The sequence below is a fragment of the candidate division TA06 bacterium genome (assembly GCA_016208585.1).
In the GTDB taxonomy this organism is placed as follows: domain Bacteria; phylum Edwardsbacteria; class AC1; order AC1; family EtOH8; genus UBA5202.
Genome location: JACQXR010000034.1, coordinates 1 through 25,352, shown reverse-complemented (window position 1 = coordinate 25,352; position 25,352 = coordinate 1). Strand labels below are relative to the sequence as shown.

The 25,352-nt window shown below is 51.5% G+C and carries 23 protein-coding genes and 1 tRNA gene; 8 read left to right on the top strand and 16 right to left on the bottom strand.

What is annotated here, in order from left to right; translation table 11 throughout:
• Position 1: 1 nt before the first annotated feature.
• From HY768_02835 to HY768_02800, 8 genes are all read left to right on the top strand, one after another.
• Entirely contained in the window at positions 2-1,687 is a 1,686-nt protein-coding gene (locus tag HY768_02835) for a BamA/TamA family outer membrane protein (protein MBI4726154.1), read from the top strand.
• A gap of 125 nt (positions 1,688-1,812) precedes the next feature.
• Positions 1,813-1,889, top strand: a tRNA-Arg gene (locus HY768_02830).
• A gap of 215 nt (positions 1,890-2,104) precedes the next feature.
• On the top strand, positions 2,105-2,944 hold the full coding sequence (locus HY768_02825; protein ID MBI4726153.1) for a hypothetical protein: 840 nt from the start codon (positions 2,105-2,107) through the stop codon (positions 2,942-2,944).
• 73 nt (positions 2,945-3,017) lie between these two features.
• Entirely contained in the window at positions 3,018-3,584 is a 567-nt protein-coding gene (locus HY768_02820) for a hypothetical protein (protein ID MBI4726152.1), read from the top strand.
• Between the two features lie 71 nt (positions 3,585-3,655).
• Entirely contained in the window at positions 3,656-3,967 is a 312-nt protein-coding gene (locus tag HY768_02815; GenBank protein ID MBI4726151.1) for a hypothetical protein, read from the top strand.
• A 301-nt stretch (positions 3,968-4,268) separates the two neighbouring features.
• Positions 4,269-4,937 (top strand): tetratricopeptide repeat protein, encoded by a 669-nt coding sequence (locus HY768_02810; GenBank protein ID MBI4726150.1) that lies wholly within the window; start codon positions 4,269-4,271, stop codon positions 4,935-4,937.
• A gap of 12 nt (positions 4,938-4,949) precedes the next feature.
• Positions 4,950-7,088: a hypothetical protein gene (locus HY768_02805; GenBank protein MBI4726149.1), complete on the top strand. Its 2,139-nt coding sequence runs from the start codon at positions 4,950-4,952 to the stop codon at positions 7,086-7,088.
• A gap of 206 nt (positions 7,089-7,294) precedes the next feature.
• A complete protein-coding gene (locus tag HY768_02800; GenBank protein ID MBI4726148.1) occupies positions 7,295-7,885 on the top strand; it encodes a type II secretion system protein in 591 nt (196 codons plus the stop codon).
• A gap of 273 nt (positions 7,886-8,158) precedes the next feature.
• On the opposite strand, the gene HY768_02795 is transcribed toward HY768_02800, so the two are convergent.
• From HY768_02795 to HY768_02720, 16 genes are all read right to left on the bottom strand, one after another.
• Positions 8,159-10,771 carry a leucine--tRNA ligase gene (locus HY768_02795; protein MBI4726147.1) on the bottom strand — a complete coding sequence of 871 codons (2,613 nt, stop codon included), beginning with the start codon at positions 10,769-10,771 and terminating at the stop codon, positions 8,159-8,161.
• Between the two features lie 191 nt (positions 10,772-10,962).
• A complete protein-coding gene (locus HY768_02790; GenBank protein ID MBI4726146.1) occupies positions 10,963-11,382 on the bottom strand; it encodes a MerR family transcriptional regulator in 420 nt (139 codons plus the stop codon).
• A 3-nt stretch (positions 11,383-11,385) separates the two neighbouring features.
• Positions 11,386-11,937 carry a peptidoglycan editing factor PgeF gene (pgeF, locus tag HY768_02785; protein MBI4726145.1) on the bottom strand — a complete coding sequence of 184 codons (552 nt, stop codon included), beginning with the start codon at positions 11,935-11,937 and terminating at the stop codon, positions 11,386-11,388.
• A 162-nt stretch (positions 11,938-12,099) separates the two neighbouring features.
• A complete protein-coding gene (locus HY768_02780; protein ID MBI4726144.1) occupies positions 12,100-13,110 on the bottom strand; it encodes an NAD(P)-dependent glycerol-3-phosphate dehydrogenase in 1,011 nt (336 codons plus the stop codon).
• Positions 13,111-13,267: 157 nt separating this feature from the next.
• The gene (gene plsY, locus HY768_02775; GenBank protein MBI4726143.1) at positions 13,268-13,924 is read right to left on the bottom strand and encodes a glycerol-3-phosphate 1-O-acyltransferase PlsY; all 657 of its coding nucleotides are present in this window, start codon (positions 13,922-13,924) and stop codon (positions 13,268-13,270) included.
• 100 nt (positions 13,925-14,024) lie between these two features.
• Complete coding sequence (der, locus tag HY768_02770) at positions 14,025-15,419, bottom strand: ribosome biogenesis GTPase Der (protein ID MBI4726142.1); 1,395 nt, start codon at positions 15,417-15,419, stop codon at positions 14,025-14,027.
• Between the two features lie 96 nt (positions 15,420-15,515).
• Positions 15,516-16,169 (bottom strand): DedA family protein, encoded by a 654-nt coding sequence (locus HY768_02765; protein ID MBI4726141.1) that lies wholly within the window; start codon positions 16,167-16,169, stop codon positions 15,516-15,518.
• Positions 16,166-16,942 carry a YdcF family protein gene (locus tag HY768_02760; GenBank protein ID MBI4726140.1) on the bottom strand — a complete coding sequence of 259 codons (777 nt, stop codon included), beginning with the start codon at positions 16,940-16,942 and terminating at the stop codon, positions 16,166-16,168. The genes HY768_02765 and HY768_02760 overlap by 4 nt, the downstream gene beginning before the upstream one ends.
• 609 nt (positions 16,943-17,551) lie before the next feature.
• Positions 17,552-18,409, bottom strand: coding sequence for a hypothetical protein (locus tag HY768_02755; protein MBI4726139.1), 858 nt, complete (start codon positions 18,407-18,409; stop codon positions 17,552-17,554).
• A gap of 83 nt (positions 18,410-18,492) precedes the next feature.
• A complete protein-coding gene (locus HY768_02750) occupies positions 18,493-18,693 on the bottom strand; it encodes a hypothetical protein (protein ID MBI4726138.1) in 201 nt (66 codons plus the stop codon).
• A complete protein-coding gene (locus tag HY768_02745; GenBank protein ID MBI4726137.1) occupies positions 18,690-19,013 on the bottom strand; it encodes a hypothetical protein in 324 nt (107 codons plus the stop codon). Before HY768_02745 ends, HY768_02750 begins: the two co-directional genes overlap by 4 nt.
• Before the next feature lie 196 nt (positions 19,014-19,209).
• Positions 19,210-20,751, bottom strand: a complete 1,542-nt coding sequence (locus HY768_02740) for a response regulator (protein ID MBI4726136.1) — start codon at positions 20,749-20,751, stop codon at positions 19,210-19,212.
• Between the two features lie 402 nt (positions 20,752-21,153).
• Positions 21,154-21,408, bottom strand: a complete 255-nt coding sequence (locus HY768_02735; protein ID MBI4726135.1) for a hypothetical protein — start codon at positions 21,406-21,408, stop codon at positions 21,154-21,156.
• A gap of 223 nt (positions 21,409-21,631) precedes the next feature.
• A complete protein-coding gene (locus HY768_02730; protein ID MBI4726134.1) occupies positions 21,632-21,829 on the bottom strand; it encodes a hypothetical protein in 198 nt (65 codons plus the stop codon).
• 61 nt (positions 21,830-21,890) lie between these two features.
• Positions 21,891-22,031, bottom strand: coding sequence for a hypothetical protein (locus tag HY768_02725; protein ID MBI4726133.1), 141 nt, complete (start codon positions 22,029-22,031; stop codon positions 21,891-21,893).
• Positions 22,032-22,404: 373 nt separating this feature from the next.
• Positions 22,405-25,332: a sigma 54-interacting transcriptional regulator gene (locus HY768_02720; protein MBI4726132.1), complete on the bottom strand. Its 2,928-nt coding sequence runs from the start codon at positions 25,330-25,332 to the stop codon at positions 22,405-22,407.
• Positions 25,333-25,352 lie beyond the last annotated feature (20 nt).

The window sequence follows — 25,352 nt, the reverse complement described above, 5'->3', positions numbered from 1 at the left end:
TATGAGATTAAAAATATTACATATTATTTTTATTTTATTTCTGTCAACTGCTGGTATTTTTGGCCAGTCGGTCAGTATAGATAGCATTGGTTTCGGCGGGAACAGGGCTTTCACCCGGGAGCAGCTGCTGGATACTTGGACTTTCCGGGGAAATTTCGTTACCCGGGAGGATGTCGATTCCAGCTGTAAAGCCATACTGGGCAGTTACCGGCGGGCCGGCTATTATCAGGCGGAATGCCGGGCCGAGTTCGGTGCTGACAGCAGTTCTGTCCTGGTCCGGATATCAGAAGGTCCCCGCTATCTGGTGGGCGACATTTTGTTTGACGGCAATAGCTACCTTGGCAGCGTTTTTCTACAAGGTTTGATGACCACCGGCGGGAATGAAGCATTGGATAGCACCACCATCACCCGTGATATGGAGGCCATCAGCCTGGCCTATGCCGATAACGGTTTTCCCCAGGCGGAAATATCCTTGAAAGAATTGAAATATGAAAATAATCATCTACAGATCACTTTCGGCATAAAGGAAAATACCCGAGTATTAGTAAGCAAAATAACTTTTAAGGGGAATCTGGCCACCAAAGAGGCGACCCTGCTTAAAATATCCGGCCTTGATCCGGGTTCGCCTTTCAGCCGGTTGGATCTGGAAAAAGCGTTGAAACAGTTGAACAGTTCCGGCCTGTTTATAGAGGTTAATCAGCCGCTGCTGTTGATCGGATCCGAAACGGGACAGCAGCAGATCCTGATCCGGGTTAAGGAGGACCGGTTCAATCGGATATTCGGGGCAGCATCTTACATTCAGCCTTCAGCCGGACAAAAGGGCTGGCTGGCTGGATCCCTGGACCTTTTTCTGGGCAATATTGCCGGAACGGCCCGTAGCGCCTCTGTCCGGTGGGAGAGGCCGCAAAAGGAGAACAGCCGGCTGGAGATTGATTATTCCGAACCATTTTTATTTGGTTTTGATGTCTCCGCCCGGGTGGGGCTCAAGCACATGGTTGAGGATTCTGCTTACGTGAAAACCTCTGCCGGGTTGCTGGTCAAAATGCCGGTGGGGGAAGGCTTTAAGGCTGGGGTCGGCGCTGAATACGAAAGAATAGTCCCTGGTGCGGCCCTGATCTACCAAAAAAGCAATAAATACAGCACCACATGGCTTTTAGAATGGCATAAGCCCGAAGAAACTACCTTTTCCAACGATGTTTTCCTTAAAGTTCAAGCCGATTACGGCCGCAAGAGCTATTATCAGCCTTCACAACAACTGACGGTTAGCAAAATTACCGGTGATGGGGTTATCAGTAAAAAAATCTTTGTCAGACAGGAAATATTCTTGGCCATCAAGGGCAGGATGGTGATTACCGGAGAAAAACCTGTTCCCCGCTACGATCAGTTTGCCATGGGCGGGACAGCATCGCTCAGGGGGTATTACCAGGAACAGTTCATCGCCAATCGGATTGCCTGGAGCAATCTTGAATACCGGTATAAACCAGTCAAAAATTTGATGGTGTTTCCCTTTGCAGATCTGGGATATTTCTTCGACCGGGAAAGGAGCCTGCGCGGTTACCGGTTTGGTTACGGTTTTGGGTTCAAACTGGATACCAGAATAGGATGGATAAACATTGTTTACGGTTTGGGCCGGGATGATAGTTTCTTGAACGGCAAGGTGCATTTTGGACTGGAAAGCGAGTTTTAACGGATAGAATCTTCGCAAGTTCATTTCAGCACCTTAAAATACTTATAGTCCTGTTATCTGATTGTAACCGAAAATATTACCGGCTTGCATATTTACTGCTTTTTTGTTATAATGTTGAAAGATGTGCCCCTGTAGCTCAGATGGATAGAGCAACGGTTTCCTAAACCGTGTGTCGGCCGTTCAACTCGGCCCAGGGGTACCAATATTGAAAGCATAAAAGGAAGAGATAAATAACTTTATCTCTTCCTTTTCATTTAGGTCTATTGACTTTGCAGGGTTAATACGGTATTATTGAAAATCAAATTCTGAATTTCAAATTCCATAAAAGTCTGCTCAATAAACTTTATTCAGACAACAAACGGAAGTTTTAGTTATTAATGATATCCATCATCTAATTGGCGCACTACCAGTCAGACTATGAGAAAAATCACAATAATATTATTTGTTGTTGTAGCTTGTCAAACTTTTTCTTATGCTGTCTTTGAGGACTGGCAGACGGGGAGCCGGGCCAACGGAATGGCCGGAGCCTATACCGGCATGGCCTACGGACTGGATGCCATCCGCTGGAATCCGGCCGGGCTTACCGGACTGGAAGGCTGGCAGGCCCAGGCAAATGTTGAAAGCCAATCGGGGGGCGCCGGATGGATGAACGAAACAGTCAGCCTGGGTAAAAATATGGGCCGGTGGGGAGGGATGGCTTTGGCGGGACAAAAGGCCGGCTGCGACTGGGAGTCCGGCCAGTCGTTAACTTTTTCCAACGGTTTCAGCATGACGGACCAGTTCTCATTCGGTTATAATCTGAATCTTTACCGTCTTTGGCAGAACCGGCTCGGCTCGGCCATTACCGGCGGAGTGGACGTGGGGCTTTTGGCCCAGGTTCACCGCAAGTGGAGGATTGGATGTTTCGGACGCAACTTGAATCATCCAACCTTGGGAGTTGAGACTCAATACGAACTGCCCAGCAGCATTTCTATCGGACTGGCTTACGAGCCGCTGTCCGGGCTGGTTGGTTCGGTGGAAGCTAGTAAAGAGCCGGGTCACACCGTCTGCTACAAAGTTGGGACAGAATTTGCAATAAAACCAAATGTCTTTAACCTGCGCGGCGGCCTGTCCAGCCAGGGCAGAGAGGCCCGTTACTCGCTGGGTACGGACATCACCGCATTTGGACTCACGGCTGGTTATGCCTATGAAGGCGAACACCAGCCGCTGCCGGGAAATCACCAGATTGGACTGGCATACAAATGTGGGCCGAAATGAAACGATCATTACAAATTGGCCTGATCCTCTCGTCAGCATTTTTGCTATTTGGAATAGCCAGGGCGGAGCTTAAATGCTTTTATGGCAATCTGGGGAAAGCACTCCCGACACCGCCTTCGCCTATGCCCGGGACAGTGCCCTGATTGATGTTCAGGCTTTGACCGATCATAATAATTATACCGATTATTCCATAAGTTCTAACGAGTATCAGAACCTACGTTTAACAGCCGATACATTTTCAACCCCGGGGCAGTTTTTGGCTTTAGCCGGGCAGGAGGTCGGGCGTTGGAGTTCCAACGGCTTCGGTCATATCAATATATTCGATGCTCCAAAACTTTTATCTTATAATTACGGCGATCTTTTGGAGACCTATAAGTTAATTTCGGCTTTAGACCGTCCGGCCATGTTCAATCATCCAACTCCGGGATCATACGATTGCCCCAATTTTAACAATCTTCGTTATTATGCGGATTACAGCCAGACCAGGGACTTGCTGGAGGTGATGAATAACGATTATGTTTACGAGAAGGCTTATTTGTTGGCTCTTAACAATGGCTGGCAGGTTGGGGCCTCGGCCAATCAGGACAACCATGACCGAACCTGGGAGACCGGGCAAATACTGTCGGCAGAATACCGTTAACCGGGATCTGGGCAGACACTCTTACCAAAGCCTCTATTTTAGAAGCGCTGGAAGCCCGGCGCACTTTTGCCATGATGGTATACCCAATCAATGACCGGATGGAGGTAACATTGAAATCCGGAGAGCGCTGGCAGGGAGAGCATTATGTAACATCCAGTTCCAGTCTGCCGTTCCAGATCAGGGCCAGAGCCGTTTCCGTAAATTATAAAAAGATCCTTCGTTTAGGCTATGACGGAGACGATACCAAGCCGGAACGGTCCCAATTAGGTTTGGGACTTTGCTTTAAGCAGGCAGGAAAACAGGACTATTCCGTGGAATACGGCTACCGTTCGTGGGGACAATTGGGGACGATCCAAGCCGTATCCGTCGGAATGAGTTTTTAAATGCAATTTTATTATTATGGATGGGGGCTATCAATAAATTACACGGATTATTTTCTGAGCATCCACCAACGCCAACGCTGCGGCTGACCGGCGCTGATCCCAAACCGTGTAATGACTGTTCCCGGCAGTTTTTTAGAGGTCAAACTAAGAAGCCTATCAACTAAGTGAATAAATGGAAAGGTTTTTTGAAGAAACCGGCCTTTTGAAGCAACCGGTTGAAGCAACCGGCTTGACAGTGTCGGTGGTTTCAGATATAATTAAACTTTACCAGCACAAATGAATAATTCTTAAGGAGCGCCAAGTGTCTCATCAGGTCAGCAAACACACATTGAAACGCGATGAATTCGCCGACGATGCCATCAAGATGGTCACTTTCGTCCGCAAACATTCCACCGAAGCCATGGCGGTAGCGGCGGCGTTCATTGTCATAATTGCCGGTTTGATTTTAATGGGGCAGAACCAGGCCAAAAGCGAAAAGGAAGCCGCCCTGATGATAGGCATGGCCCATGCCGCCTATTTTAACGGCGATATGGCCAACGCCCAAACTGCTTACGAAGAGATAGTTAGCAAGCACGGTTCCAGTTTGTCCGCCAAAGAGGCGCTGGTCTATTTGGGCAATATAAATTTTATCCAGCGTAAAAACGAAGAGGCCATTAAATATTATGAACAAAGCATCAAATCCGGAGGTTCCAATCCTCTGATCACGGCAGCAGCGGTAAGCGGAGTGGCAGCCTGCTATGAACAAACCGGGCGTTTGGCCGAGGCCGGAGAAAAATACCTGGAGATCGTAAAAAAATATTCAAAAGACCAGTATCTTGCAACCAATGCTTTGTTATCGGCCGGACGCTGTTTTACCGCCGGCAACCTTAACGACAAGGCCAAAGCCGCCTATCAACAGCTTATCAAGGATTATTCCGGCACTGCGGCCGCCGCAGAGGCAAAGGCACAATTGGCGCAGCTTCCGGGCTAACATCTTAATCCCATGTCGAAACTGAACGTAGCCTTCTTATGGCACATGCATCAACCCTGCTATCTCATCCCCGATAGCAGGGTTTTTCGCCTTCCCTGGGTGCGGCTGCATGGACTGAAGGATTATTATGATATGCTGTCCACCGCCCTGAAATACCCGGAGGTCAAAGTGTCTTTCAACCTGGTTCCCGGGCTGCTGGAGCAGCTGCTGGATTATACCGAAGACCGGGCCGCGGATTATCATTTTATCATATCGCAAAAGCAGGCCTCAGACCTGACCGAGGAAGAGCGTTGTTTTGTGCTCAAAGATTTTTTTATGGCCCACTGGCCCAACATGGTAGAACCCCATCCCAGGTATCTGGCCTTATTGGAGAAAAGGGGGAGGCATTTTCATTCTTCGGGCCTGGCTAAGATCAGCCAGCGCTTTACCGATCAGGACATCCTGGATCTGATGGTCTGGTTCAACCTTTGCTGGATAGATCCCCTGCATTTTAAGGAACAACCGGAATTGGCCAGGCTTAAAGCCAAGGGAAAAAACTTTACCCCGGAGGACAAGGATTGGCTTTTAAAGCAGCAGATGGATATCCTAAAAAGCATTATCCCGGCTTATAAAAAGGCCTGGGGTCAAAAGGCCATAGAGATATCCGCATCGCCGTTTTATCATCCCATCCTGCCTTTACTGTGCGATACCGAAACAGCCCGGGAGTGCATGCCGGCGGCACCTCTGCCCGAAAGATTCAGTTATCCGGCTGATGCCAAGGCGCAAATAGACAACGGGCTGGATTACATGGAAAAGTTATTCGGCCGGCGGCCGGCGGGGATGTGGCCCTCCGAAGGCAGCGTCAGCGAAAAGACGGTGGAACTGATTCGGCAGGCCGGAATAAAGTGGCTGGCCACCGATGAGCAAGTATGGGAGCAAAGCCAGGGCAAAGCCGGCCGCAACCGGGATAACCCGGGCGAAGCCGGACTGTTTTACCGTTCCCACCTCTGGGAGCAGGCGGACGGCGCCCGGTTATTCTTCCGCGACCAGCAGCTTTCCGACCTGATAGGTTTTACATATTATGGATGGGACGGCCAGGCTGCGGCCCGGGACCTGGTGAGACGCCTGGAGAAGAAAGCTGAATCGTTCGGCAGCAGGGCGGGGGATCACATCGTCCCGGTCATCCTGGACGGTGAGAATGCCTGGGAATCTTATCCCGCTGACGGGCAGATATTCCTGGAGCAGCTGTATCAGCAATTGTCCCGAAGCCCCAAACTGAACTGCTGCACTTTCAGCCAGTACCTGGAACAAAATCCCGAACCAGGGACAATGAAAAAGATTTTTCCTGGTTCCTGGATCAACCATGATTTCTCCATCTGGATCGGCCAGGAGGAGGACAACCGGGCCTGGAACCTGCTGCTGGCAGCCCGGCAGGCCATTGAACGGAAGAAGGATGCGGTAGACTCAGCAGTAATGGCGGAGATCACCAGGGAACTGCATATCGCCGAGGGCAGCGATTGGTGCTGGTGGTACGGAGGAAATTTTTCCAGCGAGAACTTGGAGGGTTTTGATATCCTTTACCGCAGTCATTTGCAGAGGATATACAAACTGCTTAATGTGGAAGCTCCCAAAGAGCTGTTCAGCCCTATTTCCCATGGCAAGAGCCTGGATATTCTGATAAACCAGCCAATAGATTTCATTTCGCCAGTCATAGACGGCCGGGTCAGCGATTTTTATGAATGGGCGGGATCCGGGATGTACAACATTAAACAGGACGGCGGGACCATGCACCGGGGACAAAGCCTGCTGGAAACTGTCCATTTTGGCTTTGATCAGGACAATTTATATCTCCGGCTTGACCCCCATAAAAAGGCTGATGAAAACGAGATCCTGGGTTTGAGCATAAATCTGGAATTTCAGGGCCAGCCGGCCAAGACCATCCCCGTAAAATTTAATGACCCGGAGAATGAGAACGGAGTTAAATCAGTTCTCGGAAAAATAATAGAGGTCATGATACCATTTACGGCGATCGGAGCCGGGCCGGGAGAAACTATCAGCTTTTATGTGGCGATTGCCCAGAACGGCCTGACTGTTGAAAGGCATCCCGTGCAAAGCCCGGTAATATTGCAAGCGCCCAATGGAGAGTTTGGGTCCCGTAATTGGGACGCTTGAGGAATAACTTCAAACTTTTATACAAGAAAACGGAAACTATTCATCAAATAAATCTCACACAAAGATCAAAAGTCGCAGAGAGGCTTATCAATTATGTTTCAAGGCGGACACTCATGTGCAGGTTAATCGTGGCAATTTGCCAAAGAAATATCTTTGCGTGCTTGGTGGCTTAGTGTAATGAATAAAAGGCTTAAAAGTTACGAACAATGCATAGTCATAAAACAAACCAAAATAGATTTTCGGCCAGGGCATTCAGCCTGATCGAAATGATGATAGCGCTGGTTGTATTTTCCATCGTGGTCGGCGCCATAATCAGCGTTATGGTCAATTTCAGCCGGTCGGTGCAAAAGCAACAGACCAATATCCTGTTGGGTAATGAGTGTAATGCAGCTTTTAAACGCATTGAAAACCAGCTGTCGTCATCGTTCGGTTGGATCGGAGGAACTGCAAGCAGCCTGACCGTTATCCGGCAAAACGGGGATTCCGTGATCGCAGTCTGGGACTCTGCCGACAGCATGCTTTATCTTGACCAGGCCCGGCAATTCCCGGCCGGGGTAAAAGTTATCGAGTGCCGGTTCCTTTATATGCCCAAGAAAATGGAAGCCATGTCCATGGCCCCGGAATTATGGCTGGAGGAAGTGGATCTGGACGATAACGGGGTAATTGAGGGCAATGAGCTTTACAATGTGGTATTGGTTCAGATAAAGATCAAATTAGCCAAGAATACCGGTTGGTACGAAGGCAGTAAGAATTTTCGGTTGCCGCCGGTTATTACGGAAGTAAAGGTGATTGAGTAATAGCGATAAAGGCACGTGAAACAACAGTTTAGTGGAATTAGACACAACCGTATTGTCCCATAATAAATATTATGTAAACTATGACTGTAAATAGGTGGATAAACTTTTAACTCTGAAGATTCCAAGGTCTCTCTGCTTCCAGGTCTCCGAATATGTCTGCCACTGAATTCCGGAAACATAATTGCCGTTCTATCCTCAATCTGGGTTGCGGCACCGGCCGGGATTTTTTCTTTTTAATAAAAAAGCCCTCATAAATGAGGGCTTTTTCGTTAATCACTTGACAACTATATTTATTAGCTTGCCTTGTATTACTAATGCTTTAACTATTGTTTTGTCTCTAATATATTCTTCTATTTTTTTATTTTCCAATGCTTTAGCCTTTACGATATCTTCATTAGAATTGGCAGGTATGACCATTTTATCACGTACTTTGCCATTGACTTGAATTACCAGGGTTATCTCATTGTCTTTGGCAATGTTAGCATCAAATATAGGCCAATTTGCCTTGTAAATAGTGCCTTTGCCTCCTATAGCCTCCCATAGCTCCTCGGCCATATGCGGGGCGAAAGGAGCCAGCATCAGCGTCATGTTTTCCAGTATTTCGGATAAAACGGACTCATTGACATTTCCCTTGCCACCCTGCTCCGACGGCTGCCAGTAGTCGTAGATCTCGTTCAAAAGCTCCATTAAGGCCGCTATGGCCGTGTTAAATTGAAATCCATCGATATGTCCGCCTACTTTACGGATTGTCTGGTGGAGCTTGCGGCGAACCTGGGCCTCCCTCCCGGTCGTTTCAACGGGCAAAGCCTCCCTCCAGTCCTTCCGGTAGTGCTGCAGGGCCCCATCCAGCCACTTCCAGGTCCGGTTCAGGAAGCGATAGGAACCGTTGAGGCTTTCTTCGGACCACTGGACATCATCCTCGAACGGGGCCACGAACATCTCAAAGATCCTCAGGCTGTCCACCCCGTACTTATGGGCGATCTCCTCCGGGGTGACCACATTACCCTTGGACTTGGACATCCTGGCCCAGCGCCAGACGATCTGGTCCTTGGGAAAACCCTCCAGGTCTTCGGGCTTGAGCACGATCCAGTCCAGTATCTTTTCCGATCCTTCATCCGGGTTGGCGCCATCGCTGCCTTTGGGCTTTCTTCCCGGGGTATAAGCCAGCAGGGAACCCTGGTTCTTTAATATCCGGAAAGATTCCTGGAAGCCTATATAGCCTTCATCGTACAGCACCTTGGTCCAGAACCTGGCATACAGCAGGTGGGAACGGGCGTGCTCTATGCCGCCGGCATACAGGTCAACCGGCATCCAGTAGGCCATCTTGTCTTTACTGGCAAACTCCCGGTCATTGTTTGGGTCGGCAAACCGGAAAAAATACCAGGATGAGCAGGCATAGCCGCCCATGGTGTCGGTTTCCCTTTTGGCGTCTGTACCGCACTTGGGGCATTTGGTATTTACGAATTCCGGGATAGCCGCCAGAGGCGATTCCCCGGTCCCGGTGGGCTTGTAGTTCTCCACCTCGGGCAGGGTCACCGGCAGTTGTTCTTCGGGCACCGGCACTTCTCCGCATTTGGGGCAATGGACTATCGGGATCGGCGCGCCCCAATAGCGTTGCCGGGAGATCAACCAGTCGCGCAGCCGGTAATTGACCGTATGATGCCCGATATTCTGTTCCTCCAGCCATTTGGTGATGGAAATTTTGAACTCAGAAGTCTTCAGCCCGTCGTATTGGCCGGAATTGACTGCTATGCCTTCCTCGGGCTTGGCCTTGGCCAGTTCATAGGCCTTGCCGTTCTTGCTGACCACCTGGATTATTGGAAGGTTGAACTTCCTGGCGAACTCAAAATCCCTGGCGTCGTGGCCCGGCACGCACATGATGGCCCCGGTGCCGTATCCCATCATCACGTAATCGGCGATCCACACCGGGATCTCTTTATTGTTTACCGGATTGACGGCGTAGGCTCCGGTGAATATTCCGGTCTTGGCGCGCTCGGCGTTCAGCCGGTCCATCTCGGTCTCGGACTTGGCCTTTTTTATGTAGGCCTCCACCTCGGCCATTTTGCCGGGCGCGGTGATGTCCTTGACCAGTGGGTGCTCGGGAGCCAGGACCATGAAAGTGGCGCCGAACAAGGTATCAGGCCTGGTGGTAAAGACCTGAATTCTGAATTCTGAATTCTGAATTCTGAATTCGACCTCGGCTCCCTCGCTCCTTCCGATCCAGTCCCGCTGCATCTCCTTCATGCCAGCGGACCAGTCCAGGGAATCCAAGTCCTGTAGCAGTCGGTCGGCGTAGGCCGTGATCCGGAAGAACCACTGCATCATCGGACGCTTTTCCACCAGGCTGTCGCAGCGCCAGCAGCGGCCCTCTTGCACTTCCTCGTTGGCCAGCCCGGTCTTGCACTGGGGGCACCAGTTGATGGGCGCGGTGGCCCGGTAGGCCAGCCCTTTCTTGTACAGCAACAGAAAAAACCACTGGGTCCAGCGGTAGAACTCAGGCTGGCTGGAGCTGAATTCACGGTCCCAATCGTAGCTGCAGCCGGCCAGCTTCAGCGTTCTCTTGTAATTGGCGGCGTATTCCGGCACCATCTCCCGGGGATTACGGCCGGCGGCAACCGCCGCGTTCTCGGCCGGCTGGCCGAAGGCGTCCCAGCCCATGGGGTGCAGCACGTTAAAGCCTTTCATGCTTTTGTAGCGGCAGAAAGCATCCATTGGCACATAGTTCTTTAAATGGCCTACGTGCAGGCCGGAGCCTGAAGGGTACGGGAACATCTCCAGAGCGTAGTATTTGGGCTTGTCCGAGGAATCGGAGGTCTTGAATACCTTCTCCTCTTCCCACTTAGTCTGCCACTTGGGCTCGATTGATTTTGGATCGTAAAAGTTCATTGTAAAATATTTTTTGATGATTTTCTAATTTATGCCGTGAATAATTATGAAACTAATTATTTATTCTACCAACGTAATACTATGTCCGTAAGGGCGTAGATATAGTGAATTCTGCAAAGCAGGACAGACGAAATCTGAAATCAGGACAAAGATGCTATGGCCGTAAGGCCATAGCCATTCACTTATTAATTTCAAACCGGCTGCTTCCGGCATAATATCTCCAGCACCTGCCGCAGTTCCCCCGCAATGCTTTTAAGTCCCGACCGGCTGCGCCACTGGTTAAAGGGAATTTCCAGCTGGTCCCGCTCCTTTTCCTTTATTTCCTTCAGCCGGTTGCGGGCCCCGGCGATGGTGTATCCGTCCTGGTATAAAAGCTTTTTTATCAGAAGAACTATTTTAATGTCGTCCACCTGGTACAGGCGGCGGCCGCCCCGGGTGGTCTTGGGCTTAAGCGCCGTAAATTCGCTCTCCCAGAACCGCAGGATATAGGGCTCCAATTCCGCAATCTGGGAGACCTCACGGATATTGTGGTAAACCTTCATCCGGTCGAGTTTTTCCTGCCTGTTCCTGATTGCCGGCTGTTCCGTGGCCGGTGCTGTTTGCTCACTCATTTTCTAAGCCTCCATAAAAGAAATCATTTGGCCTTTAAGCTCTTTTTCTCTCCGGTATGAGTGAAGCAGGCTGTTCTGGCAAAAAGTGCAGAGTTCCGAAACGTGAATGTCATTCGCGGAAAGTCCGGCTTTGATCAGCTGGCGCCGGTTCTCAGACCTAAGGTCCAGCCGCCACTTGCCCCCGCCCTCGGATATTTTAACTTCGGGGTCTAACCTGTCCGCCACACCGGAAGAGACCTGAGAGCAACTTTGTTTGATGGCCGGGCCAATCACCACCGCGATCCGTCCCGGTTTCAGCTCGTAGCGGGACATGAACTGTAGCAGTCCTTTGTGCGCGATGCCCAGGGCGGCGCCCTTCCATCCGGCATGGATCAGACATACCGCCTTAGCTTCCTTGTCCGCCAGAAATATTGGGACGCAGTCAGCGGTATGGATAGTGATCACAACCCCGGGAACTGCGGTCATCAGCCCGTCAGTCTCGATCTTTTGAGGATAGAATCCGGAATATTCCGGCCCGATGATTTCTATTTGATCGCCGTGGACCTGGTGGGTCACCGCCAGACGGCCTCCGGGATTCAGTTTTTGGCAGACCAGCCCCCTCGTCTATGTCCCGGCCATTCAACTTTACCACCATCCCGTGTCTTATGGCATATCGGTTCAGGATATCGAAACTCAGGATGTTCAGGCCATTTTGCTCCAGGATCAGTTCTGCGCCCTTCATTTTTCGGACTTGGGATCGCGGGTCATCAGGGCCTCCACCGTCTGGCGGGGCGGTTTTCCCTGGAACAGCACCAGGTACATCTGTTCGGTGATCGGCATTTTGATCTTATGTTCTTGGGACAGTTCGTAGGCGGCCTTGGCGGTGTTAACCCCTTCGGCCACCATCACCATTTCCTTTAAGATGTCATCTATCTTCTGCCCCCGGCCGATCCTGGTCCCCACGGTGTGATTGCGACTGTGCTGGCTGGAGCAGGTGGTGATCAAATCTCCCATCCCGCTTAGCCCGGCAAAAGTGGCCGGATCGGCTCCCAAAGCTGTTCCCAGCCGGGTGATCTCGGCCAGGCCCCGGGTCAAAAGCGCTCCCTTGGTGTTGGCCCCCAGTTCCAGACCGTCTATGATCCCGGCCGCGATGGCAATCACGTTCTTTAAGCTTCCGCCCAGCTCGGCCCCCACCACGTCGCTGCCGGTGTAGACTCTAAGATAAGGTGACATCAAGGCCGACTGGGCCTCTTCGGCGGCCGCCGGATCGTGCGAAACAGCCACGGTGGTGGCTGGCAGATGACGGGCGATCTCCGAAGCAATATTGGGACCGGAAAGCACAACCAGACGGCCGGTCTTCTCTTTTAATGTCTGGACAATGACCTGGGACATCCGCAGATGGGTCTTGTCCTCCAGCCCTTTGATGGCGCTGACTATTACGGTGTTTGCAGGCATCAACGGATATGCCTTAAGACAGACCGGTCGGAGCACAGGCGAGGGCAGCGCCAGGAAACATATCCCGGCGCCCTGCAATGAGTGCTCCAGGTCGGAGCTGATGGTGACCCCGGCCGGAATGGTTATCCCCGGCAAGAACTGCCGGTTCTGGCGGGTCCGCTGAATTTCTTCCGCGGCCTGGGGCAGATATTCCCAAAGCCTGACCCGGTGGCCCTGCTCGGCCAGTATAACGGCCAGGGTGGTGCCCCAGTTGCCTGCGCCCAGTACGCAAATATTCTTACTCTTGGTCAGCATATAAGTAAAATATCCAAATACGAAATCCTAAACACTAAATCACCGCCTTTGGCGGGATCCCGATATTGCGGGACAAATACCAATATCCAATAGCTAAATACTTTGAGCCGTTTTGCATTTAGAATTTTGTATTTTGAAATTGTTTAGAAATTCGTAATTAGAATTTAGTGTTTTCATTACCCGTTGGTTTCTTTTTAAAGGAGATTCTGTTCTCCTTGCCCTGCAGCAGCCGCACGATGTTGGCCTTGTGGGTCACTAATATCAGCAGCACTAAGATCCAGCCCACCGCCAGCATCGGCACTAGTGGGTTTTTATTTTCTAATATTTGCTGGACGGCCACCGCGATGGGAAAGACGATCGAGGCACAGATGGAGCCCAGCGAAACATAGCGGGTGGCGCCGAAGACCAGGACAAAGACCAGCAGGGAGACCAGCAGCGGCAGCGGCGCCAGCCCCAGCATGGCCCCGGAGGCCGGGGCCACGCCCTTGCCGCCTTTGAATTTCAGATACGGAGCGAAGACATGCCCCAGGATGGCGGCCAGGGCGGCGGCAATGTGGAACCATTGCTGCTGGGGCAGTTCGGCCGGCCAGAGCAGTTTGGCCAAAAGAACAGGAAGCAGGCCTTTTATGGCATCCAGCAGGTAAACCGCTATGCCCGGGCCTTTGCCTATGACTCTGATGACATTGGTGGCGCCCACGTTCTTGCTGCCGTGCTCCCGGATGTCGATGCCCTTTAGTATTTTCCCGGCCAGGTAACCGAAGGGTATTCCTCCGGCCAGGTAAGCGCCTATGATGAATAGTATTCGGTATAACATGACTTATTTGCTTTGCTGATTTATTCGTGCTACAAATTTACAAATCGTGCTACCAATTTTCGAGATATTCCTGGTTTCCTTATTAAAAATGAAAAATGGTTTACCTCTCCTTGTTCTCCTCCGTCTCCGCCCGGAACTTGGGCCGTTTCCCGAAGTCCACCATCTGCCGCTTCTTCCAGCCCGAAGGCGCCTTGGACTTTTGGAACATCAGCCTGATGGGCGTGCCGGTGATGGCCAGCCTGGTGTGCAGGCTGCTTTGGAGGTATCTGAAATAATTGGTGGGGATCAGATGCGGCATGTTGCACTCGATCGCAAACCGGGGCGGGGCCTGGCCCTCCTGCCTGATGGAGTACAGGGTGATCTCCTTGCCCCGCACGGCCGGCGGGTGCAGTTTTTTGATGGTCTCTTCAAAGGCTTGGACCACCACCGCGGGTTCAAAGACCTTGTTCCAGTGATGATAGGCGTTCAGTATCTTCTGCAGCAGGTTGAACACGCCTTCGTTGTTCAGGGCCGAGGTAAAAACGTATTCGGCGAAGTTGACAAAGGCCAGCTGGCCTTTCAACCATCCCAGGTAATTAGCCTTGTTCTCGGCCGGCATCAGGTCCCATTTGTTGATCACCACCACCAGTGCCTTGTTGGAGTCCTCCAGCATGGCCACCAAAGTGGTGTCCAGATGGGACAGTCCCTGGGAGCCGTCCAGCACCAGCACCCCCACCTGGCAGCGTTCCACCGCCCGTTCGGTGCGCAGGCGGGTATAGAACTCCACGTCCTCGTGGGCGCTGGTCTTGCGCCTTAAACCGGCGGTGTCTATCAAAACGAATTCCTGGCCGTTCCAGTTGAAGATAGTGTCGATGGAATCCCTGGTGGTGCCCGGCACTTCGTCCACAATCACCCGCTCCCGGCCCACGATGGCGTTGACCAGCGAGGATTTCCCCACATTGGGCTTGCCCACCACCGCCATCTTGATGGCCCGGTTATCCAGGACCGGCTCCGACCTTTCCGGCAGATTCTTGACCACTTCGTCCAGCAGGTCGCCGATGGACAGGCCCGGTCCGGCCGCTATCAGGATAGGGTCGCCCAGACCTAGCTTCATGAACTCATAGGACTCGGCCTCGTCCTTCAGCTTGTCCACCTTGTTGACCGCCAGTATGAACGGCTTTTTCTGCCTGCGGACCATCTTGGCTATCTGGGTGTCGGCGTCGGTCAACCCTGTCTTGCGGTCCACCAGGAACAGCAGCAGGTCGGCCTCTTCCACCGCCGTCTCCACCTGGTGCTTGATGGAAATCTCCATCCGGTCCCTGGTGTTCGGGACCAGTCCGCCGGTGTCTATCAGGTAAAAATATTTCCCGTTCCAGTCGGCTATGGCGTAATTGCGGTCCCGGGTCACCCCGGGCATGTCGTCCACGATGGCGGCCTTGGATTTAAGGATCCGGTTGAACAGGGTGGACTTTCCCACGTTGGGGCGTCCGATGATGGCTACGATGGGATAATTCATTTATTTCCAGGTTGGTTTTTGAGCGAAGATTTAGGCCTAAACTAAAAATATTTTTCAAGACAAGCAGACGCACAGGCATGGAGATGAGCGCTGATATCACAGGTCTGTTTTGTTATTTTTTGTTTTTTGCCCGCGCCTGAAATACTCGATCACCGCCGGCATCACCGAGATCACCACGATGGCGATGATCACCAGGCTGAAATTCTTTTTGAGGTACGGTAGGTTGCCGAAATAATAGCCCATCCACCCGAAGATGTTGATCCAGGCTATGCCCCCGACCACATTGTAGCTCATGAAGCGCCAATAGGACATGGTGCCGATTCCGGCCACAAAGGGCGCAAAGGTGCGGATGAAGGGCATGAACCGGGCCAGGATGATGGTGATCCCTCCGTATTTCTCGTAGAAGGCGTGGGCCTCCATCAAATGTTTTTTATTCAGGAACTTGACGTTTTCCTTCTGAAAGATCTTCGGCCCCACCCAGTAGCCTATCCAATAGTTGACGGTGTCGCCGGCCACCGCCGCCAAACACATCAGGATGATCAGCCACTTGATGTCCAGGGCTCCCAGCGCGGCCAACGTCCCGGCGGCGAAGATCAGGGAATCTCCCGGCAGGAACGGCAGCACCACCAGCCCGGTCTCGCAGAAGATGACGGCGAAAAGCATCAGATAGGTCCAGGTCCCGTAGTTCTGGATGATGACGGTCAGGTATTTATCCAAGTGAATGAAAATATCTATGAGCCTTAAGATCATATCCTTCCTCTGAGTTTAGACCAGGCCAGGCCCAGGTATTCGTGGAACAGGGTCTCGGCCGCTTGGATGTTGCCGGAATTGGGAAACAACCGGTTAGGTTTGAATTTTGGCGCGTCCTTGATCAAAAAATGGGTGGGCGCCGGGATCAATGCCACCCCCTGCTTTTTGAACAAAGATACCGAGCGCAGCATGTGGGCGGCCGAGGTGACCAGGATTATTGTATCCCCTTTAACTATTTCTTTAATCAATCGGGCCTGGTCGTCGGTATCCAATGATTTATCTTCCCTGAGCAGCCCCGAATCCGGTACTCCCAACTGCCGGGCCAACCTGGCCATGCCATAGGCCTCGGACTGGGCATGGAAGACCGCGCCCCCGGAGAAAATAAGTCTTGAGCCCTTCATCTGGCGCCAGATCCTGATCCCCTCTATGGCGCGAATGACCGAGCCTTCGCTTAACTGCGAAGTCAAAGGAATTTTCGGGTCGCTGGTCATGCTCGCCCCTAGCACCACCACCCACTTGGCCCTGGTAGCCTGGGAAACATCCAGCAGCGGCGGATACCTGTTTTCCAACCCCTTTAGCAGGCTGTTTCCGATGAATCCGTAACTGGCAAAGATAAAAGCGACCAAGCCCAGCAATAAGAGATACAAACCGGCCTTTTTATGTTTCTTTTGCCACAGCAGAAAAGCGCTAAAAGCCAGTAATATTAAGATGATGGTCAACGGATTAAGCAGATAGCTTAATATTTTTTTAGAAAGGAATAGGATCCAGTGCATTTATTACTTTAAGAAATATTTCAATTGTTACTGGTAACTACAAACCAGATGGTATGTTATAATATCACATTTTAGCAGGAAAAGCAAATAAAAACGGGGCTACACTCTTTCGTACAGTCCCCGTTTAAAAAAATTAGTGACGGAACGATAATAATTTAGTTTTTCGGTTGATTTTACTACCGCAGCACTTGTCCTGAGCGATACACTGAGTTAGGCTTGCGGTGAGCCCTTCGGTTATACTCAGGGCAGGCTTGCCGAACCCGTCGAAGTGTTTATCGAAGGAATGTCATCTTCTTTACCATGCTTCTTCCTCCTGTTTTAAGTTGATAAATATATATTCCATTGGAAACCCTGTTTCCAGTGTCGTCTCTGCCGTCTCACTTGATGCTGTATTCTCCTGCCCCCTGAACCCTGTCCCCTAATACGCGCACTACCTGCCCGGCTATGTTATACACTTTAAGGCTTACTCGCCCGGCCGGCGATAATTGATATTTGATAATTGTTGATTGGCTAAACGGATTGGGAACGTTCTGTAACAATTTAACCTCTTTAACGTTTTCAACATTTTCAACATTTTTAACATTTACGCTCTACGCTGTACGCTACCCGTTATCCGTTAGCCCCGGCCCACGCCTTATACAACCCCTGGGCCATCGGCTTCAGCGCGTCCCCGTCGGTCAGGTAACCCAGGTGCGACAAGGGATTCCAGCTGCTTAAGAATCCCCCGGCGTTGATCTCCACGTCCTGCTTCACCGCCCGGTTGTAAAGGGAATTCAGGTTTTTCAAGGGATAGCCGATCACGTCGTCCCGGTCGTAAAAGTTCACCCATTCCCCGGCGATATTGGGATAATGTTTGGCCAGCCTGGGATCCGGCGCCGCCACCGGCACCCCGAAATCCGCATAGCGCAGGCTCCAGATGGCGATGGGGCTGCCCAAGGTGTAGAACAGGCAAAGGGTCTCGCCCTTCTCTATCGGCGTGGCCCCGGCAACGGACTTGACGGTCTCGGGGATCAGCTTCTTCTTTGGCGCGGCCTGCAGGTCGTAGATGTAGTTGCTGGCTATCACCGTGCCCAGGCTGTGGGCGATGATGCACAGCGGGGCTTTTTCCCCCGCCTCCTCCGCCAGGCCTCTTAGACTTTGAGCGAATACCCCGTGCACTTGGTCGTAGACCTCGCGGTCGGATCCGGCCGGCTGGTAGGCGATGGCGTCGGCGGCGAAGTTGATCATGAACCGGCGCAGGGAGATGAAATCTAGCGTCCCGCCTTTGAGCATGGCCCGCCACAGATTGTCCTCGGCTTTTTGCAGCAGCGGCGCCCAGTATACCGGCTTAATGCACAGCTCGGCGCCGGAGAGGCGTTTCTTGTCCTGTTTGACGAACTGCTCTCGCAATCCGATGGTCATCTCATCGGCAAAATCCGGTTTCTGTTCCCCTATGCCGTGGATGACGGCTATGGCGATCTTGTTCATTGGCGCTCCTTGTCTATTGATTCTTTTCAAACCATTCCAACCTTTCAAACATTACCAGGCGAATGGCTGGATAAATCATAACTTCATCTTTCCTTGACCTCGCTGGTCAGTACCACCAAAAAACAGCAGGCCGCAAAGCATATAGCCAGAGTTACCGATACCGAATCCCTGGGTCCATTGGCGATGAAAAAACAGATATACGCCGCCAGAAACGCCAACATCACGGCCAGGCCCGCCCGGTGCAGGGTCCGCCGCAAGCCAAAGGCCCGGCCGTTCATTTTCATCCCGTCTCTCCGGTTAAGTTTACCCCGGCCCCGCCGGTCCGACACCGGGCCCTAAACTCTTCCACCAACTCCTCCCTCTGGCCTGGCGGCAGGTTGTGATCGTAAAACACTGCCCACATCAGGATGTTTTTGGAGTCCCCGGCCGGTTTTTCCCGCTCCCGCTCTATTCCCGACCGCACCGCGTGGGAATAGCCGACCCCCAGCGCCCGGTAGCGCCCGTCGGACCCGGCCAGCAGCACAAAGACCCCCGGTTTGTCCTCCACCTGCCCGGTGTCGTAGAACGGCCCCTTAAAGGCGTGATGGCATAGGATCAGTCCCATAAACCTCCCCCTGTTCGGCGTTCAGCGTTTAACATTTGGTGTTTGGTGTTTACTGGCTACCGGCTGCTGAGTAGTGTCTCCCGGATAGTGTCTACTGGATACTGTCTACTGGGTAGTGTCTCCCGGGTAGTGTCTACTGGATACTGGATAGTGGATGGCTTTCACAATTCACGATTCACAATTCACGCTGTGCGCTTTACGCTATATGCTTCGTGCTTTTCAGCACTTCGTGCAATTTCACGCTCAGCTTGTGCAGACTGAACGGCTTCTGCAAAAAGTCCACCCCGTGGCTCCTGATCAGCGGCCGGCTGCTCTCGTCGGAATAGCCCGAGGCGAACAAGGCCTTAAGTTCCGGCTTTTGTTTTTTGAGGTTCATATACAGCTCCCAGCCCGAAAGCCCCGGCATTATCATGTCACTCATCAGAAGATCGATGTTCCCCCGGCGCTGGGCAAAAACCTCCAGGGCCTGCTCGCCGTTGCGGGCCGGGATCACCTGATACCCCAGGCTGGTCAAAAGCTGAACCTCCATCTCCCGCACCGCCTTCTCGTCTTCCACCAATAGGATTATCCCGTGGCCGAAGCGGATCTGGGTCTGTTGATTGGCGCGCCTGCCCTTGCGCTGGTCGGCCGCCGCCGGCAGGTATATCTTGAAAGTGGTGCCCCGGTCCTTTTCGCTGTAGACATAAATATGCCCCTTATGCTGCTTGACGATGCCGTAGACCACCGACAACCCCAGGCCGGTTCCCTGTTCCTTGGCCTTGGTGGTGAAGAACGGATCAAACAGGCGCTTTTGGGCCTCGGCGTCCATCCCGGCCCCGGTATCGGAGACCGAGATCAGGGCATAGTGCCCCGGCTCCGCCTCGGGGTGGGTCTTGGCATAGTTTTCGTCCAGAAATTCCTCCCGGGTGGAAATGGAGAACAACCCACCCTGGTCCATGGCGTCCCGAGCGTTGACCGCCAGGTTCATCAATACCTGCTCTATTTGACTATGATCGGCCATCACCAAGGGCAGGCTGCGGCCTAGTGTGATCTCCACTTTTATCCGCTCGCCCAGCAGCCGGGAAATCATACTCTGGAATTCTATTACTAATGGGTTCAGGTCCAGCAATTTGACCTCCACCTTGTTCTTCCGGGCAAAGGTTAAAAGCTGCCGGGTCAGCACCGCCGCTTTCTCCCCGGCCCGGATGATGTCCATAATCCGCTGGCGCCAGGGATGCCCGGCCCCGGCCTCGGTCAGCATCATGTCGCCCGAGGTCAGGATCACCTGCAGGATGTTGTTCATGTCGTGGGCCAGCCCCCCGGCCAGATGCCCCACCGCCTCCATCTTCTGGGCCTGAAGCAGTTTGGCCTCCAGTGTCTTGTTATCCGAATTGTCGCTCACCAACTGGTACAGGGCCGTCAGCCGGCCGTCCCCGTCCCGCACCTGCCCGTGATAGGTTTGCACCGGGATCATTTTGCCGTCCTTGCGCTGGAGACGGCACTCGCAGGCCAGGGCGCCGTCGTGCCTGGCCTGCAACATCTGCTGGACCATTTTCTCCTTATCCCCGGGCGGCCAGTGGGGGTAGGGCGGCTTGGCCTCCAGCATCTCGGTAGGGGCAAACCCGGTTACCGTTTCCCAGGCGGGGTTGACATAGATCACCCGGGAATCATCCGGATTACAGGCCATCAGCCCCTGGGGTATGTTGCGTAAAAAGCTTTGCCCCAGCAGTTGCATGTCCAGTTGATGTTCGGCAGGCAAGGTTCAAGTCCTTTCGACTGCGTTGCGTGGCAGGATGGATGATGAATTAACTATAACTGTAGGGGCAGGTTTTAAACCTTCCCTACAGTTATGTTATGGAATACATGGTTCAGGAAAATAACAAAAAAGCCCTGTAACTCTCGGACAGTTCGCACATCCGAAAGCCAGGGTATTTCGTGTCAGATATTCATCAGGACAGGCCATAAAGCTCAATCAAAGCAGATGATTTACATCGGCCCCCTTCTATAGAAGGATCCACCAGTGCCATGGCGCTGAAGGCGGCCTGCATATCCCGGCAAAAGGCAATTTTCCTGCCTTCTCCGCCTTCGTTGCACTTCCACCTTCGTTGCTACTACGGCGGACAGGCTGGCTTCCTTATAAATGTCCTGGCAAGCCGCTATTTCACTGGCATTGCCGGTGGCATTCCTGACACAGTATCTCGCAATTGGCTGGCACATCCGGCGCCTTGCCGCTGATGACCAACCGGGGCAGGGCGATCCAGCCGTCCGGATATTTGATCTCAACCGTTGTATTTTTCTTTTCCCAAAACAGCGGCTTGCCGCAAATTTCCTTTCGGCCTCCGGCCAACACCGAACCCTCGCATTTGCCGCCAGCCCGTCCCCAGGCCTTCTTAAGCGTCTCTTCAGAGAAATACATCTTAAAGCTCTTTAATATTCAGTTTCCTCGAAGATCCCGGTCAAAAAGACAAAAAATGTCATTGCCCAGATGCTTCTTCCAATAGCAATCGCGGGCATCACAGCACTTGTTTTTGTAAAGCCCTTTTGCATCCACCGCTGATATTTTGATTCTGTGTTTTAGGTCGCAGACCGGTAATTTGTTTTCCGGAGCAACTTGGTTGTTTAAAAGCATACTCCGCCTGTTAACATGGTTGAATAAAAGGCGTTTTGACCGTCTCGGCCATCAGCATGGCCTGGTGATAAATGATCAGCCTCCGGGCAGGTTTGCTGTCCTTGGCTGTGGCGACGATCATTTTAAGGTCGTCTTGGGCCAGGACTTTTCCGTAAAAATCCTGGCCCGTGTTCAGAATAAAGTGATAGGTATCTATCTTGTTGTACATGGAATTTATTGTACATGGAATTTAAATTTTTGGTTCTATTTGCAATTGAACCTGGCAATACTTATAGGGGGGGCGGTGGAGTGGGTACCGGGTCTCCATCCAATACCACTATGGGTTTCTTGATAATGGCCGAATACGCCGGAATGGCTATGGCGCTAACTAAAAGGAAAGCGGCCAGGGCAAGAAATACTGCCTTTTTCATTTTTATCTCCTGTGGTTAATATTGAAGTTTACGTTACTATATACATTCAATTTATGTGCCAAGGCTAAATATTTAAAACACAGCGTTTATAACAAGCGGATTTGCATTGTGTTAAGAATATAACAGCTTCCAATTATTTGGTTTGATATTTTGGCATAAAAACAAAAAAGCGGGACATACCTGTCCCGCTCGTTTTTCTAAAACTTCAATATTAGCCGCTTAAGGGCTTATTTAGTTCTCCCTGAAAAACCCAGTTTACCCCGCTTGCCCCGCAAAACGGTGGTTTACCCAGCTAAAAGCGGTGGCAATGGCGGGGCTAAACACGCGAAAAGGCGCGAAAGGAAGTGATGTAAAAAATGACAACTACGTCACGCTATTTGACATTTTTGTCCCGCTTTATCCCGTGCTTACCGGTTAACCGGTAAAAATGCCTCTTGGAAACGCCATAAATTTTGGCCGCTTTGGTGAAATTATACCCGGCGCTTTCTAAACTCCTTATTATTAGCTGCCTTTGGCTGCCCTCATGGTTCTCCCTAATGCTTTGGGCGTTATCAACCCGGTAACCTTCAATTTCCAATTCATTCTCGGTAATTCTTCTTTGGGAAGTCAGTAAAACCGCCTTTTGAATGGTATTCTCCAACTCCCGAATGTTTCCCGGCCAATTGTGCATCACTATGGCCCTCTTTGCCCCTTCGTCAAAGGACAAACTGCCTTTATTGAATTTTTTTTGATATTTGTTTTTAAAATACTCGGCCAATACCAGCACATCCTCGCTCCTTTCCCTTAAAGGAGGAATGCTTATCCTGATCACCTTCAGCCGGTAATACAGATCTTCCCTGAACCGCCCCGCGTTGATCTCAATTTCCAGGTCCTTGTTGGTAGCGCAAATCATCCGGACGTCCACCAAGCTTACCGTTTCGCTGCCGATCCGCCTGATCTCTCCGGCCTCTATCACCCTTAACAGCCTGGCCTGAACACCCGGGCTGGCGCTGGCGATCTCATCCAAAAATACCGTGCCGCCGTCGGCCGCCTCAAACAACCCGGCCTTGTCCTTGTGGGCTCCGGTGAAAGACCCTTTGATATAACCGAACAGCTCGGATTCCAGCAGCGTTTCCGGCAGGGAGCCGCAGTCCAGGGCCAGGAACTTTTTATCCCGGCGGTTCGAAAGCTGGTGCACTATCTGGGCCGCCATTTCCTTGCCGGCGCCCGATTCCCCGTCCAACAGCACCGTTACATCGGTGGGGGCCGCGGCTTTGATCCGTTTGATCATTTTTTTTACCGCGGCCGAATTCCCAATCAACCCGGCCAGAGCTTTGGAGCCTGTTTCCTGCTGTTCCAGGTTCTTGGAACGCAATTCTTCCAGCAAGCGATGGCTTTCTATGACCGCGCCCAATATCTGGGCTAAAGCCCTGGTAAAATCCCTTTGGGCCTGGTTGAATATTCCAGGTTTCAGCCGGGAATCCAGATAAATGGCGCCCAGCGTTCCTTCCCTTGATTTTAATGGCAGGCACAACAGCGAACGGATGGCATTCCGTTTGACGCTTAAGCGCGATTTAAGAGACTCATCTAACTGGGCGTCGTTGGATACCACCATGGTTTCGCCGGCGGCCGCCGCCATCACGGCATGGGAAGAAAATTCCAGCGCGTCGTTCTGGGTATCGGGATCCAGGTCCACTTTGGCCGCCAGGAAAAGTTTTGAATTTTCATCGGTCAAAAACAGGCCGCCCCGTTCGGCATTGAGCAGCTTTACCGTTACGTCTAAACAGCTTTGAGCCAACTCGGCCTGATTTTTGTCGGGATCCAGCAAAGCGGCTATTTGATAAAGCCCTTCCAGCATTTGAGCGCCGGGCAGTATATTTCCCGGGGCAAACAGCCTGCGGACGGCCGTTAGAATCAGATTTCTGGCGCGTTCCAGATAAACAGGCGCCCCCATTTTTTGAAACTCGGCTTCGGCGGTTAAAAGACCCGGCATCAGTTTTTCCGCATCGTTAAAGCCATCCGTTCCCAAGGCGAATTCACCCGCCTTCAGCCAGGCCTTGGCCGATTCGGCAGCATCGCCGCTGTCTTTTAGCTCACCGGCGGCTTGCATGGCCAGATCCACGCCTTTGTTAATATCGCCATTTTTAGCCATATAAAATCCTTCCAGCATTTTAAGCTGCGCTTTTTCTATTGCGTCGCCGGCCTTGTCTTTTGCCATAATCAAATAATTGTTCATAGATATAAGATCATTGAGGCTCCCTGCCGCCAAAGCCCCGTAATAAAGGCAATCCCAATGTATTTTCAGATTCTTTTGCGATGAGACCGCCATAGCTTTTTGGATGCAATCAAGGCCTTCGCCATATCGGTCGTCTTCTATACAAACAATTCCGATGTCTTTTCTAATGATAACTTCAGCATAATCCAACTTGTTTTTTCGGGATAAGTCCAGGCAATGAATTAATGTTTTTACGGCGTATGCCGTTTTACCTAATATCTGATCCTGCAAAGCAGAGTTAGATAAGCTTATTGCCATTCCCGTTATATCAGCAATTTCACGATAAACTCCGCTTGCTTGTAGATACTTTTCTTTTGATAGCTTAATCTGGTTTAGCTTCTCGTATACCAACGCTAAATTAACTATTATATTGGCTTTTAAGGCAAAACTATCATCCACATTAAAATTGTTTTCCGCTTTCTGGTAACACAAAAGAGCATTGCCCCAATCTTTTAGGCTAATGTTTATTAGGCCTAAGTTGCACAGGGCATAACATAAAATATTATTCTGCCCTTCCTGCTCCAACAGGCTAATGCTTTTATCTAAATATGTTTTGGCCTTAATTAACTCGCCTTCCTGCCATAAACTATAGCCTAAATTATTAAATAATTTCGCCTTTTCTATCTGGTCGGATATCTCTATCCCGGCGGCTTTTTCGGCCCAATATACAACCTGCTTGAAGTCGTTTGTGGATTGGTGATGCCTGGCCAACAAATTATATATTTGGAAAAATGTGCCGTCAGAACAGCCTCCGGAATTAGCGGTTTCCAAAGCTCTATTCAAGATGTCCCCGCCCTCTTCTTGCCTTCCCTGCAGGCCCAGCGCCCAGCCTTTATAGGCCAGGTAAAGGTACTGCTGGTCGTCATTTTTTGCGGTTTTTGAGCCTTCTTCCAATGCTTCCAGCGCCTTAGCATAATCGCCCTTATTGGCATGCAGCTTGGCCAGGGTCTGGTGATATTCCCATTCGCCGGACAGTGATCCAGCCAGTCTTTCCCACAACTCTATGGCCGGGGCCCACCGGCTTACCCGCTGGTAAAGGGCTGCCAATTGCCTGGTCAACTGAATTT